Raw genomic sequence first — 24,624 nt, forward strand, 5'->3', positions numbered from 1 at the left:
AATGATACGGCATAATGATATAACTGATAAGGATTTACGTAGTAAAATTAAGCATCAGGAAATACGTTTTGGTGGAAATAGCAAATTGAAAATTTACGGAACTTTGTCTTGTGCTTCAGGCAAAAAGATGAAGAGAGAAATAAGAGTATTCTTTTTTGAGGAAACATTAGCTATAAACAAAGGTTTTCGCCCTTGCGGCCTTTGTATGAAAGAAGCATATAAAAAGTGGAAGAATGAAACTATTTGAGGATATAATTGACAAATCACGGAATTGGTTGCCCAAAGATGGGACAGTAAATTATTATGGTAAGTTATTCAACCAGGAAAAAGCTGATCATTATTTGAAAATATTGCTTAACACGATTGAATGGCGAAATGATGAAGCGGTTCTTTTCGGAAAGAAAATTATTACCAAACGAAAAGTGGCGTGGTATGGTGACAAACCTTTTGAATATACTTATTCAAATACAACCAAATACGCATTGTCTTGGACGAAAGAACTTTTGGAAATCAAAAACATCATTGAAATAGAATCAGGCGAAACATATAATTCTTGTTTACTTAATCTGTATCACAACGGAGAAGAAGGAATGGCGTGGCACAGCGATGGTGAAACCGACTTGAAGAAAGATGGGGCAATAGGTTCGTTGAGCTTAGGAGCAGAGCGGAAATTTGCCTTCAAAAACAAAGCAACGAAAGAAAAAGTAGAATTAATTTTGGAACACGGAAGCCTGTTAGTGATGAAGGACACAACGCAAACACATTGGCTTCATAGGCTACCTTTGAGTAAAAAAATAAAGATGCCCCGAGTAAACCTTACATTTCGGACTATTATTGATTAACCCGTATAGAAAGTAGTATTAGCAAAATTTGAAATAGCCTCTTAAATTATTTAATATTATCTAATTGAAAATCTGTATATAGGTTATGGTTGACAATTTATGTTGGCTATAAAGGATTGTATAAAATTTTCAACCCCACACGGGCAGAACCGTTTGTCCTAATTTTAATAACTAGAAATACTAACAGCTCCGATCTGAATTTTAATTGCTTATAAATTTTTTGAAAACAAATTTGCGAAACCAAATAGTTGCGTATATATTTGCAACCAATTGGTTTCGTTATACTAAAAAATAATAATTATGAAAAGGAAAATTCTTTTTGTTTTATGTCTGCTGGCTGGCCTGATGTTTATTAATTCAGGTTTGGATAAATTCTTTCACTATATGCCAATGCCTGAGAATATGCCTGAGAAAATGGTGAAAGTTGGGAAGGCATTTACAGAAATAGGCTGGCTCATGCCACTTGTTGGTTTCGCAGAGATTCTCGGCGGTTTGTTATTGATCTTCAACAGGACGAGAGCCCTTGGCGCAATTGTTATCTTACCTGTTTTGATAGGTATTTTACTTTCTACCATCAGCATTTCTCCAGAAGCTTTACCTATCGTTTTTGTACTGTTTGCAATCATCGGTTGGGTAATGATTGACAATAGAGAAAAGTACTTACCAATAATAAGAAACTAATTTAGTTGCTATAATGTCTCTGATTCTCCTAGGTATATATTCCCGGCGAATTGAACCAATTAGAATGAATCAATAATCAAAACAACATGCCAATGAGGAGAGATATTTTTCAAGCTATCGCAGACCCGACAAGAAGAGCTATTATTGCTTTAATCGCAATACAAGCAATGACCCCTAATGCTATTGCTGAGCATTTTGATACAACGCGACAAGCAGTTTCAAAGCATTTGAAAATATTGACTGAATGTGAGCTTGTAAAACAAGAGCATCAGGGCCGAGAAATTTATTATCAACTTGAGATTGATAAAATGAAAGAAATAGACAAATGGTTGGAACAATTCAGAAAGATTTGGGAAAGCCGTTTTGAACAACTTGACATACTTTTATCAACTATTAAAAAACAAAAAAAATGAAACATAATTTACAATTCGACTTTCTAGTAGACAAGAAAAAAAATACACTGACAATAAGACGGGAGTTTTTAGCCGATCGAGAATTAGTTTGGGACTGTTATACCAAGAGAGAGCTTCTTGATCAATGGTTTGCACCAAAGCCATTAACAACAAAGACAAAGTCAATGGACTTTCGTGAAGGCGGACATTGGCATTATGCAATGGTAGAACCTAATGGCACGGAATACTGGGGATGGACTGATTATCTAAAGATCAAACCAATTGATTATTATACTTCATTGGATGCTTTCTGTAATGCAGAAGGTGAAATTAATAAAGATTTACCTCGTGCAGAGTGGCTGGTAACTTTTACAGACAAAGGAGAAAATGCTTTAGTTGAAACTATAGTAACCTACAAATCTCTGGCAGATTTAGAAGCAGTGATACAAATGAATATGGAGCAAGGTATGATAGCAACCCTTGAGAAACTTGACGAATTGTTGTTAACATTAAACAAATAAGTTAATGTGTGTATATGGATATAATTCAATTTCCATATGAATAATTTTAACTTCAAAATTTAGGGAAATGAAAAATTTCAATAGTAAGGTAGATGATTACATCGCAAAATCGGCCGAATTTGCTCAACCAATTCTCACTTATTTAAGAGAACTTGTTCACAATACCTGTCCTGATGTAGAAGAAGATATTAAATGGGGAACTCCTCATTATTCTTACAAAGGCGATCATTTGTGTATGATGGCAGGTTTTAAAAATCATTGTTCTTTTAGCTTATATAAAGCTGAACTGATGAAAGACAAGGCCATTCAGGACAGCGTGCTGGCTGGTAAAAAATTTGGGTATATGGATAAGTTGAAAGACATATCTGAATTACCGGCAAAAAAGGTTTTAGTTGCTTACCTTAAAGAAGCTATGGAACTTAATGCAAGCGGAACTGCAAAACCAAAAGCTGTAAAAGAAAAATCAACGGAAGAAGTTGTTGCACCGCAGGCATTTATCGACGCATTAAAGAAAAATAAAAAAGCAAGCTCCATCTTTGAAAGTAAATCTGCATCGTTCCAGAAAGAATACGTCAAATGGATTGCCGAGGCCAAAACAGACGAGACGAGAGATAAAAGAATAGAGCAAGCACTTGAATGGATAGCAGAGGGTAAAGGTAGATTTTGGCAGTATGCAAAAAAGTGAATAACCTCTGATATGGGATTGCTGCTAGTTGGGTTGAGATAGTAAATCAAACCTCGCGTAGTTTTATTATCTGACCCTAGCTGGCAGCATTCATCTATTGATCGTGTTTCATTAATGAAGGATAAGCATTTTCAGTATGATAATAAATCGTTGCGTCCTTCATCTTCTTTATTTTCTTTAAAGGGTGTTGTTTTTTAAATTGGTTCTCACTTGTGTTAAGATAAAGCAGTCGCTCTCCATTGGTCCATTCCACAAAATAAAAATCTTTTCCTTGAGTGTCTTTGTAATCCATAGAATATGCTGTTGCGTTATTGATAAGGATAATGGGGATTGGATTATTAGAGATGATCAAATTTTTAGATAATTTACTTACTTCATTAAGAACCTCATTATTTTTCCAGTTCACTGTATTGTAGCCAACCCCCTTGTGCCATTGCAGAGCATTTTTGTATGTCCTGTATGCAGGATAGATAAGCCATAGACAAAGAACAGATATCAGGTATTTTTTATATTTAAAATTTTCAATTGTCCTATCGATTATAATAAAGGTAAAAATCATAACAGGGATATATACAGGAGAAAGATATCTGTCGTCGAAATCACATATATCCTTAATGGTATTGATAAGGATGAAAAATCCAAGATAAGCAAAGATGAAAGAGATAAGTGCATTGAAAGCCGGCGGTATATGTTTTCTTAGTTTCAAACTAAAAATAACACAAGCTAGAATTAGAATGCTGATGAATGCTAATTTAAATGATGAGCTTAATGTGTTTGGAATAAAGTATGTTGATATAATCTCCAATGCATCTGTAATGTTTCTGAAAATAGATTTGCTACCTTTATCGTATTTTATTGAGAGGCTTCCACTTACAATATAATTTCTTATAAGCCATAGGCCCAAAAAGAAGCCTGAGTATATTACATAAGAGATGATGTTTTTTATTTTTTCACCAAAACTAAAATTTTCTGAAACTATAAGTGCAATGACAGTACTGAAAATAAAGGTGATTCCAATGTATCGGACATAAAACCCAGCTACTGAATAAAGGACCAGTAAGAAAAGAGATATCCCATTTTTGTTTTCCAGAAATGCTATAAGTGTTGAAAGATATGCAACTGAGAAAACTATAAATAAGTGGTCCGACCAGAGAAATACTCCATTCTGGACTAATACTGTTGAAAGTCCTATAGATATAAAAGTTATAAGCCGGATGATAGGATTCTTAATTGCTTTTTTTAGAATGAATATTGAACTGATGAGTATGCATAAAAGAAATATCGCATTGCTCCACATGGCAAAGATAAGTATGTCTAACCCGGTGTATTGGTAAAAAGATAACCATAATGCATATCCCGGAGGATATAGGGTTAATCTGTTGCCATGAATATCAAGGAAGAGGTCTGAGTTGGTAAAAGACCTTGCAGCCTGCACGTAATAACCAGAATCATGAGTCAGTTCAATTCCATTTGATCCAGCAATCAAAGGGATAAGTGCTGTAAAAAATAATGTGAGTATAAAATAAATAGTAAAAGTTATTTTACTTGACATAGTTATTTAAATCTTAATTATTATGTGAAAGTAAATCACACATTAGTAAAAATAGAAAAAGCTGCCATAAAACACAGCAGCCTTTCCTGATCATGAAAATAAACTAATTACTGTTTATTAACTTTCAGCTTTGAGCTTTCCGCTTTAAACTTTCCGCTTTAAACTAATGTTAGTTCAACACTTCTTTTAATGAAGCTTGTAAGGTCATTACCTTTAAGCATTCCCTGAGAAAGCAATGCCAGGTCAAATGCTTGTTTTGCAATTCTTGATTTAGCCTCATCTCCATCAGCCTGAAGGATTTTCTGTATCGTTTTGTGGTTAGCATTAACGATTACATTGAATTGATCAGGAAATTCTCCAAAGCCAGTTCTTCCGCCCATTGCCATGTCTTTCATTCTTCTCATAAACTCAGGCATGGTCAGAGATACAGGAAGTTCATCAACAGGAAGCGACTCAACTGTTACAGTCATGTTTGGCTTGCTGATTACCTTTTCGAAAATCTCTTTAACTGATTTCTGCTGATCTTCGCTTAGTACACTTTCAAGCTTTTCATCTTTATCTATAAGCTTTTCAACAGTATCAGCATCGACTCTCTTCAGATGGAATTTTTCATTTTTTCTCTCTGCAAGACCAATGAAATGGCTGTCAATAAGAGTGTCTAGCAAAAGAACATCATAGCCTTTTCTTTCTGCAGACTGAATGTAAGCGTCCTGTTTACCAGGGTCAGAACTGTAAAGTGCAACAATGTCCTGATTCTTGTCCGTCTGACTATCCTTGATGCGTTCTTTGTATTCGTTTACTGTGAAGAATTCATTCTTAAGGTTTTTTAACAGACAGAAGTCTTTAGCTTTTTCATAGAATTTATCTTCACTGATCATTCCATATTTTATGAACACGCCAATGTCATTCCATTTTTCTTCAAAGCCTTTTCTGTCATTGTTAAATAGCTCTGATAGTTTGTCAGCTACTTTTTTAGTTATGTAAGTATTGATTTTCTTAACATTTCCATCTGCCTGAAGATAACTTCTTGATACGTTCAGAGGAATGTCCGGAGAATCAATAACACCATGAAGTAACATCAGAAATTCAGGAACAACATCTTTTACTTCGTCGGTAATGAATACCTGACGACTGTAAAGCTGAATTTTGTTCTTTTGTACTTCGAATTCACCTTTCAATTTAGGGAAATATAATATACCAGTTAGGTTGAAAGGATAATCAACATTCAGATGGATCCAGAATAATGGGTCTTCAGTGAATGGATAAAGTTCTTTATAGAAGTTAATGTAATCTTCGTCTTTCAGTTCAGAAGGTTGTTTGGTCCAGATAGGGTTTGGATTGTTTACAACCTTTGCATCAAACTCAATTTGAACTGGAAGGAATTTACAATACTTGTCGAGTATATTCTGAAGCCTGTATTTGTCAAGGAACTCCTTGCTGTCTTCAGCTACATGAAGGATGATGTCTGTACCTCTTGTAGCTTTATCTGCTGCTGAAATTTCGAACTCAGTGCTACCGTCACATATCCATCTCGCAGGTTCAGAACCTTCTCTGAATGATTTAGTAACGATTTCTACTTTTGAAGCTACCATGAAGGCGCTGTAAAAGCCTAATCCAAAGTGTCCGATGATTTGCTTGTCTTCACCTTTGTCTTTGTATTTTTCAAGAAATTCAGTCGCACCGGAAAAAGCTATCTGGTTGATGTATTTTTTGATTTCATCTGCTGTCATACCGATACCATTGTCGCTAATGGTAATGGTTTTAGCATTTTCGTCCAATGATACGGTAACTTTTAAGTCACCAACTTCTTCTTTGCATTCCCCGAATGATGCAAGTTTTTTTAATTTTTGGCTGGCGTCTACAGCGTTGGAAACCAGTTCTCTAAGAAAAATTTCATGGTCCGAATAAAGAAATTTCTTGATTATCGGGAAAATATTTTCGGTGTGAATGGATAAAGTACCTTTTTCTTCTGCCATTGTATTTTTATATTTAATTAATTTTCTGTTCGATAATTTTCAAAAACCATTCCATTGGAGGGAGAAACTGTCAAACTGACAGTAATTTAATGTAAACATTATCGTCAATACTTTTTTGTAGTTTAAATTATATCTATCAATTTTGACGTTTGATATTTTAGTATGGAATTATATCCTTTAAAATTTAACCCGATTTTTAAAGAAAAAATTTGGGGAGGGCAAAAGATTAAGACTATCCTTGGAAAAGATTTTAGTCCCTTACCAAACTGCGGAGAAACATGGGAGATTTCCGGTGTAAAAGGAAATGTATCCAAAGTAAGTGAAGGGTTACTAAAGGGCTGTGGCCTGGATGTGCTGATCGAAGAGTATAAGGGGAAACTTGTCGGGGAAAGAATTTATAAGGAATTCGGCAATGAATTTCCTTTGCTTGTAAAATTTATTGATGCCAATGAAGACTTGAGTATTCAGGTGCATCCTGATGATAAAATTGCGAAAGCTAAACATAGCTGTTTTGGAAAAACTGAAATGTGGTATGTTTTTCAGGCAGAGGAAGGGGCGAGACTCAATACTGGTTTTCAGAAAGGCGTAACGAAGGAGAAGTACCTTGAATACCTGGAAAATAAGAAACTTGAAGAGGTTTTGAATTTTGAAGAGGTAAAATCCGGAGATGTATTTTATCTCCCTGCCGGCAGGGTTCATTTTATCGGCAAAGGTATTCTGCTTGCTGAAATTCAGCAAACATCTGACATTACTTACCGTATTTACGATTTTGACAGGGTTGATGATAAGGGACAAAAAAGAGAATTGCATACGGAGCAGGCTCTCGATGTCATCGATTTTAACTATTATTCCGATTACAAAACCCGATATAGTGATAGGGTGAATACTCCGGTTCAGCTTGTTCAGAGTGTTTGCTTTACAACAAATTTGCTGCATGTAAACGGAGTAATCTCAAGATCTTATAAAGGTCTGGATTGTTTTGTGATCTATGTTTGCTTTGAAGGTGAGGCTGTTATTAAGTATGGAAAAGAATCGGTTGATATTCAGAAGGGAGATTCGGTTTTGATTCCGGCAACTATTGATGAGGTGACAGTGGAAAGCATTTCTGAAACCAAACTTTTGGAATCTTATATAGATTAAGTAAGAAATAGATATTTAAATTGGAATCCTTCTCTTCTTTAAAAGGGAGGGATTTTTTATTTTCAGCATCAAGGTAAATATGTTTTTTGTAGGGCAGGATTAGAAGAAAAAGGGGAACAAAATAAAAAAACAGGAATCGATGCAAAACCTCGCAAGCAATTCCTGGTAAAAGACAAACCTCAGCTTGCCATTTTTTGCTTTTGTACCGGCGACACTGCTTTGGGATTTATTTTTGCTGCCTGTACCGTTGTTCTTTTAATTTTATTCTTTGCTCCTGCTGTATTTCCTGATTTCCAGATGAGATAGTAAACAAATATTGACAATACGATAGTGCCAATAGAAGCAAGCATTGTTATTCTATAGGTGTTCACATCTTCAACAGCTTCAGCATGCGTAACAGGTATTACAAGTATATATGTTATAAGAATTAATAGAATCTTCTTCATATGTTGTTGGAGTAAATGTTCCTCTTATTTGAAGAACAGGAGCGAGAAATGATATGTTTGTGATAGCGCTAGAGGTATTGATTTTATTGGTGGTTTGGAGGAGTTGTAATTTTGTGAACAGTGGAAATGCCGGTTTGGTAGTCTGTACAGCTAATATGAGAAGTTAAAAAAAAGAGGCAACCTTGATGAGGTTGCCTCTGCATATTTGTAGTAACTATTACTAGGCCTTGTTGCTTTTATAGTAGTTGATCAATCCGTTGGTGGAAGCGTCATGTGATGTTACTTTGGCATCACCAGGAAGCTCAGCAAGGATCTTCTTTGCAAGTTGTTTTCCAAGTTCTACACCCCATTGATCATAAGGGTTAACGCCCCAGATCATCCCTTGTACAAAAATCTTGTGCTCATACATTGCCACAAGTGCACCAAGTGTTTCAGGTGTCAGTTTCTTGAAGAATATAGAGTTTGTTGGTCTGTTACCTGGAAATACTTTATGAGGAAGTAACTTTTCAAGAGCTTCTCCTTTTAATCCTTCTTTCTCCAATTCAGCTTTTGCTTCAGCTTCAGTTTTACCTTTCATCAAAGCTTCAGTCTGAGCGAAGAAGTTCGCCAGAAGTTTTTCATGATGATCGCTAACAGGATTCTGAGTTTGAACAGGAGCAAGGAAGTCAGAAGGGATAAGTTTTGTTCCCTGATGTATTAATTGGTAGAAAGCGTGTTGACCGTTAGTTCCAGGCTCTCCCCAAATGATAGGACCTGTCTGATAAGCACCTTCAATAACATCGCCATCTCTTGTAACTCTCTTACCGTTGCTTTCCATATCACCTTGCTGGAAGTATGCTGCAAAACGGTGCATGTACTGGTCGTATGGTAAGATTGCATGAGATTCAGCTCCATAGAAATTATTGTACCAAACACCTAGCAATGCTAATATAGCAGGGATGTTTTTCTCTAGAGGCTCATTTCTGAAATGGTTATCCATTGCATGAGCACCGGCAAGAAGCTTTTCGAAATTCTCAAATCCGATGTATACTGCAATGGACAAGCCTATTGCAGACCATAAAGAATATCTTCCTCCAACCCAATCCCAGAACTCGAACATGTTTTCAGTATCTATACCAAATGCAGAAACTTCTTTTGCATTCGTAGAAAGAGCCGCAAAGTGTTTAGCTACAGCCTTCTGATCCTTTGCTGTTGCAAGGAACCAGCTTTTTGCAGACTCAGCATTGGTAATAGTTTCTTGAGTAGTAAAAGTCTTAGATGCTATGATAAATAGTGTAGTCTCCGGATTTACTGCTTTAAGCGTTTCAGCTATATGAGTTCCGTCTACGTTGGAAACAAAGTGAACATTAAGACCTGCCTTTGCATATGGTTTTAAAGCTTCCGTAACCATATACGGGCCAAGGTCAGAGCCTCCGATACCGATGTTTACTACATCAGTGATAGATTTGCCAGTATATCCTTTCCATGCGCCGCTTCTAACCTGTTCACAGAATTTTTTCATTTTGTCAAGCACCTTGTTTACTTCAGGCATCACATCTTTGCCATCAACTATTACAGGAGTGTTTGATCTGTTTCTCAATGCCACGTGCAATACAGCTCTGCCTTCGGTGTTATTGATCTTTTCACCTTTGAACATCGCTTCAGTCCATCCTTTTACATCTCTTTCTTTTGCAAGATCAAAAAGGAGTTTTAGAGTTTCTTCCGTGATTCTGTTTTTTGAATAGTCAACAAGTATGTTATTAAACTTTAATGAAAACTTGTCAAAACGAGATGGATCTTTCTCAAACAAGTCGCGCATCTGCAGAGAACTGGTTTGGTCAAAATGCGTTTTTAGTTTCTGCCAGGAAGCAAGCTCTGTTAATTTTTTCATAAGTGTGTTTAATTCTGTTTTTCCCGATGAGAATCAATTTCCTCCATAACTAATGGCGGTAAATAGATTTTCACTATTTCGATTTTATTCGAAAAATCCGCCAAATATAAGAAAATGATAGAAAATATCGGGATTTTCCCAGATCCATTATGGTTGTCAACTACAAAATCTTGAACTCCGTACGCCTGTTCTTTTGCCTGCCTTCCTCTGTGGCATTGTCGGCAATTGGTTTTGCACTACCGTATCCTTTGTATATCAATCTGTTATTGGATATGCCGGAAGAAGAGAGGTATTCAGAGACTTTTTGAGCCCTGGTTTTGGATAGAGCGATGTTTGCGTCAGCATTTCCTGTGTTGTCAGTATGACCGGAAATTTCAATTTTTATGGAAGGGTTTTCTTGTAATAGTTTAACAAGTTTCTGTAATTCAATGGTTGACTCTGGTCTCAAGTCTGATTTACCAGAATCAAAAAAAATGTTTTTCAGAACCACTGTAGCACCCGATTTTGCGCTTTGAAGCTGAACATCATTTTTTAATTCTTTATATCCGTCTTTTTCTGAGAGGAAGACATTGTCAGAATAAAATAACTTCCCTTTTTTCTCAATGGTGATTCCGTAATTTTTTCCGGATGGAAGGGCAACCATATATTTTCCGTTTGCACTGTTAGAGGAGAATTTAGCAACTACCTCTCTGCTCGAGTTGTCAGTAATTGTAATATCAGCATCCAAAGGTTTTCCTGTTTCGTCTTTTACAGTTCCTTTAAGCAATGCAAGCTCTGGCTCTTCGCTTACCGGCATTCTTACCGAATATAGATCCTGCCTTCCTTGTCCGCCTTCTTTATCAGAAGAATAATAACCGATTTTACCATTAGCAGAAAGCACAAAATAAACATCTTCTCCCGCCGTGTTAAGAGGATATCCGAGGTTTACAGGAGCTGACCATCCGCCTGAAGCAGTTTTCTCAGATTTAAATATGTCAAATCCTCCCATAGTAGAGTGACCTTTGGAGCTGAAATAAAGGGTTTTTCCATCAGGGTGAATGAATGGAGCATCTTCATCAAACGGAGTATTGATACCTTCAAGCTTTTTGGGGACTGACCATTTACCGCCTAAAGTTCTTGAACAATAATAGATATCTCTGTTAGCCTGAAAGTTTTCAGCTCTTACAAAATACAAAGTCCGCTCATCAGGAGAAAGACATGCTGAGGTTTCGAAAAATGGAGTATTAATAGAGAGGGGTTCTGGTTTCGTCCATTGATTACCTTTCTTTTCAGACATATAGATATCCCCTCCATTGCTGCTTTTGTAAATGAACATTGTTTCCCCGGAAGGAGCTATGCCTATGCAGGCATCATGCAAATCCGAGTTTATAGGTGTGCCCATATTTTGAGGGGTATCCCATGCGCCACCCTTGTTCTGACTTACATAAATATCTTCAAAATAAAGACCGTCATATTCTTTTTTTCCACCTGTAGAACCTGTTCTGCGGGAAGTAAAATAAAGTTCAGATAAGTCAGGAGTGATGTAAGGAAGATATTCCTGGAACTGTGTATTTACAATAGGTCCGGCATTTGAAATTTTAAAATCCACAGGATTTTTTAAATACCCCTTTCCGTATTCGCACTCTGTAATTAGTTTGGAAATTGCTCTCTTATTTTTGTTACCTGGGTCTGATTTTTTGTAGTTTTCAATTGCCTTGTCAAAGTTGTGATTGAGCTGATAAGATTGAGCAAGAAGGAAATACATTTCACTGGTAGGAGCCTCTGAGTTTGCCACTGCGTCTGCTGCAAATTTCAGAGCCTTGGTTTTAGGAGACGTGAATAGGTAACACTGTGCAATCCTGAAATTAACGTACGGGTCTGTTTTCTTCTGTTCTAGGGCCTGCTCATATATTCCTAGCGCCTGAAAGAAATTTTTTTCTTCAAAAAACTTGTCTGCTTTTTTGATAAGCTTTTCGTCCTGACTAAAACTTTTTAAGGAGAAAAAAAGAAAGAAGGAAAGGATAAGTATGTTTCTTGTGAATTGCATAGGACTCCGGGATTTAGAGGGTTTTAATCGCAGTAGAAGTGTTTTACAATTTAGCATGGATTGCTGCGGCTTAAAAACAAAGAATGTCAGAAAACTTAAAATGCTCCCTGACATTCTTCTGATAAAGAAAACGAAAATGATTTTGAAATATTGAACTATCTCAGTCTGTCCACTGATCTTACAAGTTCTTCATCTTTTCTGATAAATCTGTTTGCAAGCATATTCAGGATAATACCAGCTATCGGTAAAAAGAAAGCAATGTCAAAGCTTTCCTCATAAAGAGTAAAGCCTATTTTTTTAACTTCGTGAATAGCATAAACATTAGCACCGATAAGCGCAGACATTAGCAGGGAATTAACCAGACCAAGTTTCATCTGGAACAGTCTGTTTTTGTATTTGAAAATGGAAATCAAAGCTGTAACTGCGGCCACTATGGCAATAGCTGCTATATAAGAGGAAGCGTATACCGCGTCGCCAGGGTTGGTCGTCTCATATGCCTTAAAGGAATTAACAATGATTTTTAGGCCAGTTTGTGGTTCCGTTTTCTCCCAAATAGGGAAAAACAAGGTAAGTACCATCACTACTGCCACAAAAAAGAGAAGGACTGATTGGATTCTTTGAATCATCTTAGGATCGTTTTTAAATTGCGAAAAGCAAAAATAATATCATTTTGTTTTAAATTACAACTTTCTTTGAGTGGAGGTAAAGTGAAACGTTATTTTCTAGAGGTTGCCTATAAAGGGACAAATTACAGTGGCTGGCAGATACAGAAAAATGCTGTTTCGGTGCAGGAAGAGTTAAATAAGGTACTAAAGGTACTATTCGGAGATAAAATAAATACCCTTGGAAGTGGTCGGACAGATACGGGAGTGCATGCAGAACAACAATTCGTACAAATAGATCTGGAGAAAGACCTTACAATTGATTATCTGTACAAAATCAACAGAATGCTTCCCGAAGATATTTCTGTAAGGGAATATTTTGTGGTGAATTCTGAATCGAATGCGCGATTCGATGCCATTTCAAGAAGATACGAATATAGAATTACTCGTGTAAAAAATCCTTTTTTGTTTGGACTAACCTACTTTTACCCTCGTCCTATGGATGTGGCTCTCTTAAACAATGCATCCGCTTTGTTGTATAATTATTTTGACTTTCAAAGTTTTAGTAAGGTTAAAACATCTGTAGAGAATTTCCTTTGCACCATTTACAGAGCTGAATGGGAAGAAAGAGGAGATCTTTTGATTTTTCATGTGGAAGCTAACAGGTTTTTAAGGGGAATGGTAAGAGCGCTGGTTGGTACTCTTATTGAGGTTGGCTTGGGTAAAATGTCTATCGAAGAATTTAAAGAAATTCTGGATAAAAAAGACCGTAAAGCTGCAGGGCGCGCAGCACCTCCGGAAGGGCTATTTCTTTGTGAAGTAAAATATCCCAAAGAAATCTTTTTCAAAGAATAATTTTAAAGAACAAAATTTTAATCAAAGCATTAGTAATTAGGTTCTTTAAGTGAATGAGGAAAAAATGGGATTTAACTTTCTTTCGCTCCTCTTAGTTTTTAGATTACTTTTGCTCAAAATAATTGAAGCATTGTGAAAGATAAGAAAACGATCAGCGGGAATTTATTTGATCTAAAGATCCTTAATAGACTTTTTCAATACCTGAAGCCTTACAAAGGATCCTTTCTGTTTTTGATTTTCCTTACTGTTCTCTCAGCCATTCTGGGACCAGCTAAGCCTTTGATCATCAAGTATACGCTCGATACTTATGTTCAAAGCAGTGATGCATTAGGACTTAGAAATATGGTCTTATTGCTTTTGGGGCTTCTGGCCTTGCATTCGGTTGTTGAATATTCTCACACATATATTGCCAGCTGGCTAGGACAAAGTGTAATCAAAGACATCAGAATAAAATTATTTTCTCACCTTGTCAGATTCCGTCTGAAGTTTTTTGACCGCACACCTATTGGTACGCTGGTGACGAGAAACGTGTCAGATGTGGAAACTCTATCCAACGTATTCAGCGAAGGTTTGGCTTCAATCGTTGCCGATTTATTGCAGCTTGCAACGATTCTTGGTGTAATGTTTTATATCAACTGGAGGCTTACTTTGTACAGTCTTTCAATGCTGCCTTTGTTGTTACTTTCTACCTATATTTTTAAAGAAAAAATAAAAAGTTCATTCAACGAAGTGCGAACTGCTGTGGCCCGCCTTAATGCTTTTGTACAAGAGCATATAACGGGTATGAGCATCGTTCAGATCTTTAACAGTGAGTCAAGAGAATTTGAGAAGTTTAAAAAGATCAACGAAGAGCATAAGGTTTCCAATTTAAAGTCTGTCCTTTATTATTCCATTTATATGCCCGTGGCTGAGATTATGGCAGCAATCGGAACTGGACTTTTGATATGGTATGGCGCCAATTCTGTCATGAAAGAAACGGTGAGTCTTGGGGATTTGGTAGCATTTATTTTGTATATCTCCATGTTTTTCCGTCCTATCAGAATGATCGCAGACCGTTTTAATACTCTGCAAATGGGTATTGTGAGTTCAGACAGGATATTCAAATTATTGGACAACGATGAAGATATTATTCCTAATGGTACATATAAAGCTCAAGAATTTAAAGGCGAAGTAAAGTTTGACAAAGTCTGGTTTGCCTATTCTGAAGAAGACTATGTTTTAAAAGATATTTCTTTTAATGTGAAAGCAGGAGAGAAGGTAGCCTTCGTCGGGGCTACAGGTGCGGGTAAATCATCAATCATTAATATTTTAAATAGATTTTATGACATCAACAAGGGAACGATCCTGGTCGATGGTGTTGATTTAAAAACATATGATTTAAATTATCTGAGATCTCAGATTTCAATGGTGTTGCAGGATGTATTTCTTTTCAGCGACAGCATCAGAAATAATATTACTTTGAGAAATGAAGCGATAAGTGACGCAAAAATTTGGGAAGCTGCCGAGTTGGTAGGTGCAAGGGGCTTTATTGAAAGACTTCCCGGAGGTCTGGATTATAACGTTCAGGAAAGGGGCGCAACACTTTCTGTTGGTCAGAGACAATTGATTTCCTTCATCCGCGCAATGGTTTATGATCCTAAAATTATAGTTTTGGATGAAGCGACTTCTTCTATAGACTCAGAAACGGAAGAGTTAATTCAAAAGGCAATAGAGAAGCTTATGTTGGGAAGAACATCCATCATAATAGCACACAGGCTTTCAACAATAAGAAATTCCGATAAAATTATAGTCATGGATAAAGGAGAAATTAAAGAAACCGGTAGACATGAAGAGTTGATTGCAAAAGGCGGGCTATACGCTCAACTTAACAAACTTCAATATAAAAATCTTTTGGAAGCATAATGAATAAAAAACTGTTAATCTGGATTGGTGTAATATTTTTTACAGCTGTACTTGGAAGCTTTGCATACCAAAAGCTTGGCGGATTTAACGAACCTGTTTATAAGGTAAAAGTAGCTCCTACTTTTTTTATGTTGGGTAAGCCATATCATGGCATACTTGCGGATAAAGCTTTTGGCCAGCTTTTTAATGATGCTGAGAATCTGAAATCCGGCAGGTTTAAAAATGGATTAGTGGCAGGTTACTTTTATAATGAAACAGAAAAGGGAACAGATACTATTAAAGCTTTCATAGGATTATTGTTTGAAGATTCTCTTACTCCTATCAAAGGTTATTCAGTATTAAGGATTGATCAGAGGAAGGTAATTGAGGCTACAGTAAATGCTCATTTTCTGGTAGCTCCAGCAAATATTTATGAAAAAATTAAAGCTTTTGGGAAAGATCAAAATCTAACAGTGAAAGCTTCTCCGGCACTGGAAATTTATCCAAAAGAAAGGCAGTTTGTAATACAGATTCCTGTCGTAGAATGATTTTTAAAAACTTAAAGCGAAACCTCGTTGAGACGCCATGCTGGCGTCTCCCTATCCACCTGAGCAGTTTTTTATTTTTGAATAATCTAGAGATTGATAAATAACAGTTTCGTTGCTATGTTTATATAAAATCCCAATTTTTAAATATTCATATTTTTATTTTTTTTTATCTTTATTTAATGGCTTTGTAGTCTACAATGCTTATATTTCTTTTTATTAGAATAAATTAAAGCCAATTAGGCGCTTCGAATAAAATTTCTATCAAATCAATTTTACATAAATTCATCTATTAACTCAAACCCATATGAAGATTTATACAAAACATCTTTCATTTTTAATTTTATCTCTGATGTTTGGGCATTTGCTCTACGCTCAGCCAGAATCGAATACAGAATATTATAAAGCTCCTAAAGCCGATACTGCTCCTGTTATTGATGGAAATGCTAATGATGCTGTATGGAATGATGCTGCGTGGGTTCCAATTAGCAATGTTTATATTGGCAATCCTGTGACCGCAGATGATTTCAGTGGCAGGTACAAAATCGTTTGGACTAGCGATAGGTTATATATCCTTGCTGAAATTACAGACGACATTTTAAGAGATGTTAATTCTCCTGCACTTACTAATTACTGGGATGATGATTGTCTGGAGTTGTTCCTGGATGAAAATAAATCGGGTGGGCCCCATGAGTTTAGTTATAATGCATTCGCCTATCATATGGCGATCAATAATATTGATGTTGCAGACAATGGGACAGATGGGAAGCCTCATTTATTTAATGATCACATCACTTCTGCTAAAATTCAGTCTGGGACAAAATACACCTGGGAAGTTTCAGTAAAGGTTTTCGGTGAAAATTTTGTTTATGGTCAAAACAATACTCCTTTAACTTTGAATGAGGGCAAGATTATGGGTTTTAACCTGGCTTACTGTGATAACGACAAAGCCCAAACAAGGGAAAATTTCATAGGGTCCCGCTATCTTGACAAATCTATTGCAAATAATGGATACATCAATGCAGATGTTTTTGCCAAGTTAGAGTTGGTTGCTGGTTCTGTTACAACTGGCATAGACGCATCAAATGATCAAAATGCTTTTTTGATTTACCCTAACCCTGCTGAAGAAGGTGTTATATATTTAAATCAAACCTCTAACATAGAGATCTATAATGCTCTTGGTAATCTTGTTTCTTCTGCAAAGGCTGTTTCAGTAGTAGATATATCTTCTTATTCTAAAGGACCTTATCTTCTGAAAACTGATAAGGGTGAAGTTTTAAGGTTTGTGAAGAAGTAAGTTATTAATGTATCTTTTTATAAGGTAAGGTATAGAGGATAAACTTATAAATGGAAGATAGTATAAAATAAAAAGAGCTAAGCATCTAAAATGCTTAGCTCTTTTTATGAAGTCTATCTGTCTGGATTATTAAACCTTACTTTCTTCTTCCAGCTGTTTGGTATATAAAGTCTTATAAATTCCGTCGAGTTTCATCAGGTTTTCATGATTTCCCCTTTCTGCGACTTCACCATTTTCCAGAACTATGATCTGGTCTGCCAGCTTCACTGAAGATGCCCTGTGAGAAATAATGATTGTTGTTCTGTCTTTCATTATTTTCTTAAGATTGTTAAGAATAGTGTTTTCTGTCTTCGTATCAACAGCAGAAAGGCAATCGTCAAGAATCAATATTTTAGGGGACCTTGAAATCGCTCTTGCAATGGACAATCGCTGCTTTTGCCCACCTGAAAGGGTGATTCCTCTTTCACCGAGGATAGTATCAAATTTATCAGGAAACTCTACTATGTTTTGGTACAGATCAGCATCTTTAGCAGCTTGCACGATCTGGTCTTCTCCTATAAATAGTGATCCAAATGCAATATTATTTCTAATGGAATCACTAAACAAAAAGACATCCTGAGGAACGTATCCGCATTGCGCTCTTAGTGACTGGATATCATAATCCCTGATTGCAACATTATCAACCTTGATAGTGCCTTGAGAAGTATCATAAAGTCTTACCATAAGATTTGCAATGGTAGATTTACCAGAGCCTGTGCCTCCTATGATGGCTAGAGATTCTCCCGCTTTTACTTTAAAAGAAACTCCATTAAGAGCTTTTATTCCTGTGTCAGGATAAACAAGGGAAACATTATCAAATTCAACTTCACCTTGAATATTTTTGCTGAAATTCTTTTGTGAAACAATATCAGTCTTGGTTTTCAGGAATTCATTAATTCTTCCCTGAGAAGCTTCTGCTTTCTGCACCAGGCTGGTTGTCCAGCCAAGAGAAGCAACTGGCCAGGTCAGACGGTTGATGTATAAAAAGAATTCCGGAATATTTCCATAGTGTAATCTTCCTTCGATCAATTCATTTCCTCCGACATATAGAACCATGATTGTACTTAATCCTATTAAGGCAAGAATAACAGGAAAGAAGAATGCATTTACTCTGGCAAGTTCAAGGGATTTGGCTTTATAAACCTCGCTAGCATCTGCAAAACCCTGAGAAATTTTATCCTCTCTTACAAATGATTTGGCTACCCTTATTCCGGAAAAAGATTCCTGAGAATAGGTTGAAAGCGCCGAAAGCTCTTTTTGTATGGCTAAAGATTTTTTAACTATAAGGTTTTCAATCAGGAATATTGAAAGGGCAAGTATGGGCAGAGGAAGAAGTACATATAATGTAAGTTTTGCATTGGCAAAAAACATAATGGGGACAGTGACAGCAAAAAGCACAATTAGATCCAAAATGTACATTATAGCTGGTCCCAGGTACATTCTGACGTTACTTACATCTTCCGAAACTCTAGCAAGTAAATCTCCAGTATTGTTTTTTCTGTAAAAACTAAGAGGGAGCGTCTGATAATGTTCATAGATTTCATTTTTCAGATCGAACTCGATAAGTCTTGAAGTACCGATTATTGTCTGTCTCTGGAAATAAAGGAAAAGCCCACTGAGTATTGCCATGCCAATAATGGCAAGCCCTGCCATTGCGATGTTATAGGCAAAATTATCAGTCTGGAAAAAGATTTTTTCCATTCCTTTGGTATCTGTTCTGTTGTAACTTTCAGTAACATAGTTGATTGCCCAACGGACAATTACAGCAGGTACTGTAGCGAAAATTTTTGATAAAATTATAAAGCCAAGTCCCAGTAAAAATTTTGTCCTGTACTTGTAGAAATATTTATTGAGGTAATTTAACTCCTTCACAACGAATTAATGCTTAATTTTAAAATCCACTTCTTCTTAAAATTGAAAAGGAGTGAAAAAAAAACTAATATTGCTCCCGAGATTTAAGAAGGTATTCGACCCAAAGATAAACTAAATAAAGTTTAAAAAGTTGAAGTCCGGAAGAATCTGAAATTTTAATTAAAATACAAAACGTTCTTTACAATTCTGCGATGTTAAACAGGAGGCTATTACGAGTAAAAGTGATGCAAACGCTCTATGCGCTAAGTCAGTCTGAGGTGTCAAATTTTGAGCTGGGAAAAGATTACATGGATGAAAAATTTGCTCCGGATCTTAATGCACCGGAAAGGCCAGATTACGAGAAACTTCATAAGCAAAAGGAGCACGCCAAAAAAGTATACGAAAGAAGTTTTTTACACCAGAGTGTTATTGATACTGAGTCAGATCCTGAAGTAAAAGTTGCAGTCCTAAATGCAAGAAATGAATTCAAAAAGCAGGTCGACAAAGACCGCAAGTATTTCAGGGTTTTGCTGGGGGAAAACGTTAATTCAATCTATGAGAGATACATCAAATTCTTGATGTTGCCATATAAAATCGCAGAAGAGGCAGAATTTAACTTTAACAAGAATAAAAATAAATTTATCATTACTCCTGAAGATGCCCTCAACGAAATCAAACTGAAACAAAATAAATTAGTTGAGGCTTTAGCTTTGAATAAACATATTGAGGCAGCAAGAATCAAAAAGAACATCAGCTGGAGAGAAGGGGAAATAGCAAGTATTTATAGAGATATTGTACGTCCTGATAAGGAATATCGCGATTATCTTATGAAACCTTCTGATTTTGAAACTGATAAAGCGTTTATTCTTTACCTATTAAAAACTCTTATATTCAAAAGTAAAATTGTTGATGGCTTTTTTGAAGAGGGAGATATTTATTGGACAGAAGATAAATCTATCATAAAAAGTCTGGTAATTAAAACTCTTAAAGAAATAGAGGAGGACAAATCAGAAGATTTCGAGCTTCTGGAAATTTCCGGAAACTGGGAAGAAGATCAGGAGTTTTACAGAGAACTTTATGATAAAACAGTTGCTGATGAAGAGGAGTTAGAGAAACTGGTTGAGGATAAAATTAAAAACTGGGATATCGAAAGACTAGCCGCTACAGATAAAATTATCCTTAAACTGGCAATCGGTGAAATGATACATTTTCCTAGTATTCCTGTGAAAGTAACCATTAATGAGTATATTGAAATATCAAAAGAATACAGTACTCCTAAAAGCAAGCAATTTGTAAACGGTGTACTTGATAAGGTTTCCGAAGAGTTGGTAAAGTCAGGAGTGATTAAGAAAAGCGGAAGAGGTTTGATAGACAATAAATAAGTTTTAAGTGGTAAGTTTTAAGTAAAAAGCTAAAAGCTAAAAGCGTAAAGCTTAAAGTTTTATTTAAGCCCCTTAGGGGGTGATATTCTGTCAGCATAGGGTGGAGCCCTATGCATGATTTAAGCTCGGCTAAAGTTGAAGTATTTAGGGAAATCTTTTAAGCTTTCTGTTTTTTGCTTTTAGCTTTCTGCTTTCCACTTTTAGCTTTTAGAAGAAGACAAAAAATTTCAAATAATAAATTTGTATTGACATGAGCAAAAGTTCTAAAACCTTCCTGGCTTTTCTGGCCGGTGCTACAGCAGGCGCAATCATTGGTATCCTTTACGCTCCCGACAAAGGAAAAAATACCAGAGATAAATTAAGTTTTCAGCTTGATAAGTATAAAACCAAACTTCAGGAACTTATTGCTCAATTAATGGAAGAAAAAGATTTGCCTCATACTGCGGCAAGAGCTGAAGGGCAAAAGGTAATCAATGATACAAAAGTTAGAGCGGAGGAGCTTCTGGGAGATGTGGAAAGTCTGATTGATCAGATAAAAGGTCGTAAGTAATTTTTAATAAGGTCCCTAAATTTTTAATTTATGAAGAAGCTGGTTACTCTAATTCCGGGCGATGGAATAGGCCCGGAAATCGTTGAATCCGTTAAGGATATTTTCAGTGCAGCTGGCGCCCCGATTGACTGGGAGGAAATCAACGCAGGCCAAATTTCTGTCGACAAAGGCGGAAAATTAATACCTGATGAGTTGATTGCTTCTTTAAAAAAGAATAAGATCGGTTTGAAAGGTCCGATTACAACTCCCGTAGGGAAAGGTTTTAAAAGTATCAATGTTCAGCTTCGTCAGCTGTTTGATCTTTATGCCAATATCAGACCTTGCAAAAACATTCCAGGATTGGTTACCAAATTCTCCAATGTAGATTTAGTCATTGTTAGAGAAAATACAGAAGGACTTTATTCAGGGTTGGAATTTTACGACGAACGTCTGGGGATCTCAGATTCAATCGCTCGAGTAACTAAAGCAGGGTGTTATCAGATTGTGAAAGAGGCTTTTGAATACGCTAAAAATAACGGGCGTAAAAAAGTTACTTTAGTACATAAAGCAAATATCCTTAAACATGCTGGTGCGCTCTTCCTTCAGGCTGGCGAAGAGATTGCCAAACAATATCCAGATATTCAAAAAGACGAAGTTATTATCGATAACATGTGTATGCAGCTGGTTGTAAGACCAGAGAAGTTTGACGTTATTGTTACCACCAATCTTTTTGGAGATATCCTTTCAGATCTTTGTGCTGGTCTGGTCGGTGGTCTGGGAATTGTTGCAGGATCTAATATCGGCAAAGAAGCTTCAATTTTTGAAGCTGTTCATGGTTCGGCTCCGGATATAGCCGGTAAAGGCATCGCTAATCCTACTGCAATTCTTAAGTCAGCTGTGATGATGCTTGAACACATGGGTGAACAAACCATCGCCAAAAAAATCGACAAAGCTCTTGATCTTACACTTTCTGTTAAAGAGCAGTGTACCGGTGATCTTGGTGGAAAAGCTTCGACCAAAGAATTTACTAAAAATGTCATAAAGAACCTTTAATACATTTTAATAACCAACACACCTAATATGAAACGCGCTTTTAAACTAATTTTTTCTTTGAGTCTGGCAGGAGCGTTAATGCTTTCTGCATGCGAAAAGAAAGGTGAAGAATCAACAGGAACTTCTGAATCAACTGAATCTTCTGCAAACGGAGATTCTACTGAAGGAAAAAAGGAGGAACAACTTGCTACTACTCAAATATCTTTTGCTGAAAGCAGCCATAATTTCGGTAAAATCAATGAAGGAGAAATTGTAGAACACACATTTATTTTCAAAAATACCGGAACAGCACCTCTTATCATTAGAGACGCCAAGGCTTCTTGCGGATGCACTATTCCTGAATGGACAAAAGAACCAGTACAGCCAGGACAAGAAGGAAAATTGGAAGTGAAATACAATAGCTCTGGAAAAGAAGGAAAAATCAATAAAACAGTAACTGTATTTGCCAATACAGAGCCTGCAGAAACAAAGCTTGAAATCGAGGCAGAAGTACTTACCAAGAAGAATTTGTCTGGTCCGTTTAAAAACCAATAAAACCTAAATATTACATTACAAATTTAATTATGAACCTAAACATTTTATTGCAAGCGCAACAAGGAGGAGATCAGTGGGTATCTCTTGTTTTTTTCGGCGTTATCATTGTGGTATTTTATTTCTTTATGATCAGACCGCAACAGAAAAAGTCAAAAGAACAAAAGGAATTTAGAGACAGCGTAAAGAAAGGCGATGATGTTGTTACAATTGGCGGCCTTCATGGTAAAGTTTCCAGTGTTGAAAGTGACGATACAATCATTCTGGAAGTAGATAAAGGAGTGAAACTTAAATTTGAAAGATCAGCAATCTCAGCTGAGGCAACTAAAAGAACTCAGGCTCCTGCTGCCAAATCTTAATTCGATTGAGTAAAGGTAAGTTCATATTGGGTATAAAAGCTGACTGGCGAGCAGTAATACTATGTATTGTAGCAGCTAGTACATTCTGGTTTTTAAACGCTATGAATGATGATTACACTTCCAATATTACTTATCCTGTAATATTTGACTATCCAGAGGACAAACTGGTAGCTGTCGAGAAACTTCCATCCAAAATCAGAATCAATGCATCTGGTTATGGATGGAATTTTTTTAGAAAAACTTTTTGGTTTAAAACGACTCCCATTCATATTGAAATCAAGAGAGTGCCTAAGAAGAAATATATGTCTTCTGAGCAGCTCTATCAGGTAGTGAGCCAACAGCTGGATGATCTGAAGGTTAATTATGTTCTTACTGATTCTTTGTACTTGCCATTTGAAAAACTGAGAAAAAAGAAAGTTGTAATAACTGCGGATACTTCAAAAATATCTATGGCTCCAGGCTATATGATTGTTGGTCCTATAAAAATTTTTCCCGATACTCTAACTGTACGCGGCGGCTATTCTCAGGTAAAAGAGTTTCCTGACACTTTAAACCTCTTTATCCCTCAAACAAATATTTCATCTTCTTATGATGAGGATGTGAAAACCGAAATTTCTTATTCTCCTGAGATTGTTCTCAGCGTACCTAAGGTTAAAGTCAAATTTGAAGTAGAAAAGGTTCACAAAGAGAATATTGTTCTTTCACTCCAGAAAGTAAATTTTCCGGAAGGAAAAAAGTTGTCTGAGAAAACTATCATTTTGTCTTACTTCGTTAATAAAAATTCCAGAAACCAAGCTAAAGAAGAAGATTTTAAAGTGATCATAGATTATAATAAATTGAATAAGGATAAGACGATTAAAGCGAAACTTATTAAGAAACCTTCTTTTGTTTACCGCTATTATTTCACTCCCGCTTTTATTAAAGTAAGCGATGAAGAATAAGCAGATTCTAAAAATAGGAATTACCGGTGGCATAGGCAGCGGCAAAACAACCGTAAGCAAGGTGTTTTCTGTATTAGGTATTCCAATTTATTATGCCGATGATAGAGCTAAATGGTTGATGGAAAACAAAACGGAAGTGATTGAAGGTATATCATCGCTTTTCGGAAAAGAAGCTTATACATCTGGAAAACTTAATAGGTCATTTATTTCTTCAAAAGCATTTCATAATCCTGCTTTGCTTGAACAACTCAATGCAATTGTGCATCCAGCTGTAGGAAAAGATTATGCTGAATGGCATTCGTCACAAACAAACGTTCCTTATACCCTTAAAGAAGCAGCATTACTTTTTGAAGCAGGCTCTTACAAAGATCTTGATAAAACCATTCTGGTATTGTCACCAGAAAATCTTAGAATAAGAAGGATAATAAAAAGAGATCCTTTCAGAACACAGGAAGATATCAAAGCTATTCTTGAAAGACAGATGAAAGATGAGGAAAAGCAAAAGCTGGCAGATTTTTATATTCTGAACGATGAAGTTCATCTGGTTATTCCACAAGTTGTTAAGATTCACGGAGAACTAAGCTAAATCATTTTTTCAAAACCAGGATTTGGTTAAATTTGTCAACCA

Annotated in this window: 25 protein-coding genes; 18 read left to right on the forward strand and 7 right to left on the reverse strand. The window is 36.1% G+C overall.

Annotated elements, in window-relative coordinates; genetic code table 11:
• Position 1: 1 nt before the first annotated feature.
• The 6 genes from J7604_RS08000 to J7604_RS08025 all read left to right on the forward strand — a co-directional run bounded on the left by J7604_RS08000 (position 2) and on the right by J7604_RS08025 (position 3,121).
• Positions 2-247 (forward strand): Ada metal-binding domain-containing protein, encoded by a 246-nt coding sequence (locus tag J7604_RS08000; RefSeq protein ID WP_293893776.1) that lies wholly within the window; start codon positions 2-4, stop codon positions 245-247.
• Positions 234-842 (forward strand): alpha-ketoglutarate-dependent dioxygenase AlkB, encoded by a 609-nt coding sequence (locus J7604_RS08005; protein WP_293893779.1) that lies wholly within the window; start codon positions 234-236, stop codon positions 840-842. Before J7604_RS08000 ends, J7604_RS08005 begins: the two co-directional genes overlap by 14 nt.
• A gap of 300 nt (positions 843-1,142) precedes the next feature.
• Entirely contained in the window at positions 1,143-1,523 is a 381-nt protein-coding gene (locus J7604_RS08010; protein ID WP_293893782.1) for a DoxX family protein, read from the forward strand.
• Positions 1,524-1,615: 92 nt separating this feature from the next.
• Positions 1,616-1,936: a helix-turn-helix transcriptional regulator gene (locus J7604_RS08015; protein WP_293893785.1), complete on the forward strand. Its 321-nt coding sequence runs from the start codon at positions 1,616-1,618 to the stop codon at positions 1,934-1,936.
• On the forward strand, positions 1,933-2,436 hold the full coding sequence (locus tag J7604_RS08020) for an SRPBCC domain-containing protein (RefSeq protein WP_293893788.1): 504 nt from the start codon (positions 1,933-1,935) through the stop codon (positions 2,434-2,436). Before J7604_RS08015 ends, J7604_RS08020 begins: the two co-directional genes overlap by 4 nt.
• A 67-nt stretch (positions 2,437-2,503) precedes the next feature.
• Positions 2,504-3,121 (forward strand): YdeI family protein, encoded by a 618-nt coding sequence (locus J7604_RS08025; RefSeq protein WP_293893791.1) that lies wholly within the window; start codon positions 2,504-2,506, stop codon positions 3,119-3,121.
• A 94-nt stretch (positions 3,122-3,215) separates the two neighbouring features.
• Here the strand turns inward: J7604_RS08025 and J7604_RS08030 are convergent, their stop codons facing one another.
• Positions 3,216-4,673, reverse strand: a complete 1,458-nt coding sequence (locus J7604_RS08030) for a hypothetical protein (RefSeq protein ID WP_293893794.1) — start codon at positions 4,671-4,673, stop codon at positions 3,216-3,218.
• Positions 4,674-4,831: 158 nt separating this feature from the next.
• A complete protein-coding gene (htpG, locus tag J7604_RS08035) occupies positions 4,832-6,649 on the reverse strand; it encodes a molecular chaperone HtpG (protein WP_293893797.1) in 1,818 nt (605 codons plus the stop codon).
• 162 nt (positions 6,650-6,811) lie between these two features.
• On the opposite strand from htpG, the gene J7604_RS08040 reads away from it, so the two are divergent.
• Entirely contained in the window at positions 6,812-7,789 is a 978-nt protein-coding gene (locus J7604_RS08040; protein WP_293893800.1) for a type I phosphomannose isomerase catalytic subunit, read from the forward strand.
• A 179-nt stretch (positions 7,790-7,968) separates the two neighbouring features.
• Here J7604_RS08040 and J7604_RS08045 read toward each other — a convergent pair whose 3' ends face one another.
• From J7604_RS08045 to J7604_RS08060, 4 genes are all read right to left on the reverse strand, one after another.
• Positions 7,969-8,235, reverse strand: a complete 267-nt coding sequence (locus tag J7604_RS08045; RefSeq protein WP_028979703.1) for a hypothetical protein — start codon at positions 8,233-8,235, stop codon at positions 7,969-7,971.
• Positions 8,236-8,455: 220 nt separating this feature from the next.
• Positions 8,456-10,105 carry a glucose-6-phosphate isomerase gene (gene pgi, locus J7604_RS08050; protein ID WP_293893806.1) on the reverse strand — a complete coding sequence of 550 codons (1,650 nt, stop codon included), beginning with the start codon at positions 10,103-10,105 and terminating at the stop codon, positions 8,456-8,458.
• A gap of 160 nt (positions 10,106-10,265) precedes the next feature.
• Positions 10,266-12,131 (reverse strand): OmpA family protein, encoded by a 1,866-nt coding sequence (locus J7604_RS08055; RefSeq protein ID WP_293893809.1) that lies wholly within the window; start codon positions 12,129-12,131, stop codon positions 10,266-10,268.
• Between the two features lie 155 nt (positions 12,132-12,286).
• Entirely contained in the window at positions 12,287-12,757 is a 471-nt protein-coding gene (locus tag J7604_RS08060) for a DUF4293 domain-containing protein (protein WP_028979700.1), read from the reverse strand.
• Positions 12,758-12,838: 81 nt separating this feature from the next.
• Here J7604_RS08060 and truA point away from each other — a divergent pair, with 81 nt between their 5' ends.
• The 4 genes from truA to J7604_RS08080 all read left to right on the forward strand — a co-directional run bounded on the left by truA (position 12,839) and on the right by J7604_RS08080 (position 17,311).
• Positions 12,839-13,588: a tRNA pseudouridine(38-40) synthase TruA gene (truA, locus tag J7604_RS08065; protein ID WP_293893814.1), complete on the forward strand. Its 750-nt coding sequence runs from the start codon at positions 12,839-12,841 to the stop codon at positions 13,586-13,588.
• A 132-nt stretch (positions 13,589-13,720) separates the two neighbouring features.
• Positions 13,721-15,490 (forward strand): ABC transporter ATP-binding protein, encoded by a 1,770-nt coding sequence (locus J7604_RS08070; RefSeq protein ID WP_293893817.1) that lies wholly within the window; start codon positions 13,721-13,723, stop codon positions 15,488-15,490.
• Positions 15,490-16,017, forward strand: a complete 528-nt coding sequence (locus J7604_RS08075) for a hypothetical protein (RefSeq protein ID WP_293893820.1) — start codon at positions 15,490-15,492, stop codon at positions 16,015-16,017. Before J7604_RS08070 ends, J7604_RS08075 begins: the two co-directional genes overlap by 1 nt.
• 304 nt (positions 16,018-16,321) lie before the next feature.
• Complete coding sequence (locus J7604_RS08080) at positions 16,322-17,311, forward strand: sugar-binding protein (RefSeq protein WP_293893823.1); 990 nt, start codon at positions 16,322-16,324, stop codon at positions 17,309-17,311.
• Between the two features lie 129 nt (positions 17,312-17,440).
• Here the strand turns inward: J7604_RS08080 and J7604_RS08085 are convergent, their stop codons facing one another.
• On the reverse strand, positions 17,441-19,222 hold the full coding sequence (locus J7604_RS08085) for an ABC transporter ATP-binding protein (RefSeq protein WP_293893826.1): 1,782 nt from the start codon (positions 19,220-19,222) through the stop codon (positions 17,441-17,443).
• A gap of 224 nt (positions 19,223-19,446) precedes the next feature.
• Between J7604_RS08085 and nusB the strand changes: the two genes are divergently transcribed.
• The 7 genes from nusB (at position 19,447) to coaE (ending at position 24,582) form a co-directional block, all read left to right on the forward strand.
• Positions 19,447-20,583: a transcription antitermination factor NusB gene (nusB, locus tag J7604_RS08090; protein ID WP_293893829.1), complete on the forward strand. Its 1,137-nt coding sequence runs from the start codon at positions 19,447-19,449 to the stop codon at positions 20,581-20,583.
• A 250-nt stretch (positions 20,584-20,833) separates the two neighbouring features.
• Positions 20,834-21,133, forward strand: coding sequence for a YtxH domain-containing protein (locus J7604_RS08095; RefSeq protein ID WP_028979694.1), 300 nt, complete (start codon positions 20,834-20,836; stop codon positions 21,131-21,133).
• Positions 21,134-21,163: 30 nt separating this feature from the next.
• On the forward strand, positions 21,164-22,165 hold the full coding sequence (locus tag J7604_RS08100) for an isocitrate/isopropylmalate family dehydrogenase (protein WP_293893838.1): 1,002 nt from the start codon (positions 21,164-21,166) through the stop codon (positions 22,163-22,165).
• A gap of 27 nt (positions 22,166-22,192) precedes the next feature.
• Complete coding sequence (locus J7604_RS08105) at positions 22,193-22,699, forward strand: DUF1573 domain-containing protein (RefSeq protein WP_293893841.1); 507 nt, start codon at positions 22,193-22,195, stop codon at positions 22,697-22,699.
• A 29-nt stretch (positions 22,700-22,728) separates the two neighbouring features.
• Positions 22,729-23,055, forward strand: a complete 327-nt coding sequence (gene yajC / locus J7604_RS08110; RefSeq protein WP_293893844.1) for a preprotein translocase subunit YajC — start codon at positions 22,729-22,731, stop codon at positions 23,053-23,055.
• Positions 23,056-23,060: 5 nt separating this feature from the next.
• Positions 23,061-23,996, forward strand: coding sequence for a hypothetical protein (locus J7604_RS08115; protein ID WP_293893847.1), 936 nt, complete (start codon positions 23,061-23,063; stop codon positions 23,994-23,996).
• The gene (coaE, locus tag J7604_RS08120) at positions 23,986-24,582 is read left to right on the forward strand and encodes a dephospho-CoA kinase (protein ID WP_293893850.1); all 597 of its coding nucleotides are present in this window, start codon (positions 23,986-23,988) and stop codon (positions 24,580-24,582) included. Before J7604_RS08115 ends, coaE begins: the two co-directional genes overlap by 11 nt.
• Positions 24,583-24,624: the final 42 nt, after the last annotated feature.

The sequence above is a fragment of the Sporocytophaga sp. genome, assembly GCF_017745095.1.
In the GTDB taxonomy this organism is placed as follows: Bacteria; Bacteroidota; Bacteroidia; order Cytophagales; family Cytophagaceae; genus Sporocytophaga.